The sequence below is a fragment of the Halomicrobium sp. HArcht3-1 genome (assembly GCF_058933345.1).
Genome location: NZ_JBZYDM010000021.1, coordinates 1 through 3,378, shown reverse-complemented (window position 1 = coordinate 3,378; position 3,378 = coordinate 1). Strand labels below are relative to the sequence as shown.

At 56.4% G+C, this 3,378-nt stretch carries 2 rRNA genes; both read right to left on the bottom strand.

The features are described from left to right. Nucleotides 1-54 precede the first annotated feature (54 nt). A 5S ribosomal RNA gene (rrf, locus tag AC5FRW_RS19160) occupies nucleotides 55-176 on the bottom strand. 134 nt (nucleotides 177-310) lie between these two features. Beyond that, nucleotides 311-3,233 (bottom strand): 23S ribosomal RNA (locus AC5FRW_RS19155). Between the last annotated feature and the right edge of the window lie 145 nt (nucleotides 3,234-3,378).

Below are 3,378 nucleotides of genomic sequence, written 5' to 3'. Positions count from 1 at the left end.
ACGACATGAAAAAAGCCCGCAGCCACCGTGGCTGCGGGCTTTAAAGTATGAATGGGCAGGCGGCGAATCGAGTTTCCCAGGGGTTCGCACACCCCAGTACTCACCGAAACGCAGGCAGGCTTATCTTCCGTGTTCGGGATGGGTACGGGAGTTTCCCTGCCGCTATGGCCGCCTTTACGCCGACTCGCGGAATCGAACCGCGATCATCCGGGCACAATACCCGAAACACCAGCGTCGGTCGGTCGAACTACCGCATGATACGTGCGATCCAGTTAACGCCTGGACTCGTGTGGTCCGAGTCACAGTGCAATGAGTGTGGCTTTGGCCGATTAGTGCTCGCGGGCTCAACGTCTCGTTGCCTCGACGCGTACACCCCGAGTCTATCGATCTCGTCTTCTACGAGTGGCCTCGGTGGAATCTCTTTTCCAGGTGGGTTTCGAGCTTAGATGCATTCAGCTCTTACCCCGTGTGACGTGGCTGCCCGGCACGTGCCTTCTCAGACAACCGGTACACCAGTGGTCACCAATCGTAGTTCCTCTCGTACTATACGATCGTTCCCGTCAGATTCCGTAACACCCCCAATAGATAGCAGCCGACCTGTCTCACGACGGTCTAAACCCAGCTCACGACCTCCTTTAATAGGCGAACAACCTCACCCTTGCCCGCTGCTGCACGGGCAGGATGGAGGGAACCGACATCGAGGTAGCAAGCCACCGGGTCGATATGTGCTCTTGCCGGTGACGACTCTGTTATCCCTAGGGTAGCTTTTCTGTCGTAGATCGGCCCGCATCAAGCAGGCGCATCCGTTCGCTAGACCACGCTTTCGCGTCAGCGTCACCGTGTTGGTAGTGACACTGTCAAGCTATCTTTTGCTCTTGCGCTCTTCGCCGCGTCTCTGTCACGGCTGAGATAGCCTTAGGGCGCGCTCGATATTCTTTCGAGCGCGTACCGCCCCAGTCAAACTGCCCGGCTATTGGTGTCCTCCGCCAGGAGTGAGGGTCACAGTCACTAACGGGTAGTATTTCACTGATGGCTCGGTGGTCCGCTAGCGCGGATACCTGTGTAATGCCTCCTACCTATGCTGCACATTAGCGACCATGTCCCAGCAACAGCCTGCAGTAAAGCTCCATAGGGTCTTCGCTTCCCCTTGGGGGTCTCCAGACTCCGCACTGGAACGTACAGTTCACCGGGCCCAACGTTGGGACAGTGACGCTCTCGTTCATCCATTCATGCAAGCCGCTACTGAAGCGGCAAGGTACTACGCTACCTTAAGAGGGTCATAGTTACCCCCGCCGTTGACGGGTCCTTCGTCTCATTGTACTGAGTGTTCAGATACCCGCACTGGGCAGGATTCAGTGACCGTACGAGTCCTTGCGGATTTGCGGTCACCTATGTTGTTACTAGACAGTCGGAGCGTCCGAGTCACTGCGGCCTGCCTCTTTCCGAGGCAGGCATCCCTTATTCCGAAGGTACGGGACTAACTTGCCGAATTCCCTAACGTCGGTTGTTCCCGACAGGCCGTAGCTTTCGCCGCTATGAGCACCTGTGTCGGATCTCGGTACGGACATCATACTCCCTTTTCACGGGCCCCAGGTTGAACCATCTTGCGCTATCTTGCCGTTCGTCCGCTTCCTGCCATTACGGCTTCCACGGATTTGGACAATTCGACTGGGCGAAGGCCCAGCATGGTCGACCCCGAGGCGTCGGTTTCACTGTATGATGGCACGGGAATATTAACCCGTTTCCCATGTTGTCCCCTTCGAATTACGGGGGGACTTAGGACCGGCTAACCCTCAGTTGACGAACAGTGCTGAGGAACCCTTGCTCATTAGGCCGTCGGAATTCTCACCCGACTATCGCTGCTACTATGGCCAGAATTGTCGTAACCACTCGGTCCACAGGAGTTCTCACCCCTGCTTCCATCCAAATGGATCGCCAACCTACTCGATCTCCACTATGGGTGGAGCGGCCAGGTCTCGGTGGTGGATTTGAGTCCCGATCATTTTCAGCGCCTCAAACCTCGGCCGGTAAGCTGTTACGCTATTCTTAGAGGGTAGCTGCTTCTAAGCTCACCTCCCGGCTGTCTAGGGCTTGAGACCACTTTCGATCACACTTAATCCACACTTGGGGACCTTAACCCGGCTCTGGGTTGTCTCCCTCCTGGTGCACAGGCTTACCCCGCACACCGGACTCCCAGCGTCAAAAGCGTTCGTAGGTTCGGAGTTTGACAGGGGAGTTCACTTCTCTCGAAGTGAAGCACCCCAATCGGTCGCTCTACCCCACGAACTACCTCGGCTGAGGTCATGCTTCGACATGTTTCGGTTGGAACCAGCTGTTTCCGGGTTCGATGGGCCTTTCACCCCTACACGTAGGTCACGGGAGGGTATTGTAGGACACCATCCCTAACGGGCCTCCACGTGCCTTTCGGCACGCTTCACCCTGCCCACGCGTAGATCACCCGGTTTCGGGTCGTGCCCGTTTGACTCCCCGCCCTTGAAGACGGCGGCCCTTGTGCAAAGCACTGCGGCCATGTCGGTTTCCCTATGCCTTCCCTGATGATCAGGTTAGACTCGCCAAACAGGCACACTCTCTGGCTCGTTTTTCAAAACGCACGACAGTACATCGGCTTCCTGAAGTTCCTACTGCCGGTTCGCACCGGTGTCGTTTTCTTCAGGACCTTGTATGCACTGTCGCTCGATCGCCACCTGATTTCAAGCCCTATTGCAACCCCCGTCTGAGGGTGCTTTTCAGCGTTCGCTCACGCTACTTGTTCACTATCGGTCTCGGAGAGTATGTAGCCTTGGCAGTCGATGCCTGCCGTGTTGACGAGGGATTTCCAACCCCCGCTACTCTGGAGCTACCGCACAGCGTACTGATCTTCATTACGGGACTGTCACCCTGTTTCGTGCTTCGTTCCAGAAGACTTCATGAAGATGGTCGGCCGATGAAAGGTAGTCCAAACACCACATTGCCCGTGAGGGCTTCGGTTTGGGCTGTGTCGCGTTCACTCGCGGTTAGTAACGACATCGCATTGCGCTTTCTGTTCCTCTCGATACTAAGATGTTTCAATTCTCGAGGTTCCCCATTGCGCGGAGCAATTGTAAAGGGATTCCCATTCGGAGATCCATGGTTCTTTGCCTCCGTGCGGCTCCCCATGGCTTTTCGCAGCTTGGCGCGTCCGTCATCGGCTTCCGAGCCGAGCTATCCACCAGGCGGCACAGTAGCCAATTCACGATTGGTTGTGACTCGATAAACTACACGAGTCCAGTGGACGCCTGGATCGCACGTACATACGGTGTCATGCACACAGCCGGTGCGAACCGGTCTGCATGTCGACCCTTCCTACTCGCGCTTGCACGGAGTAGTGCACTGGTCTTC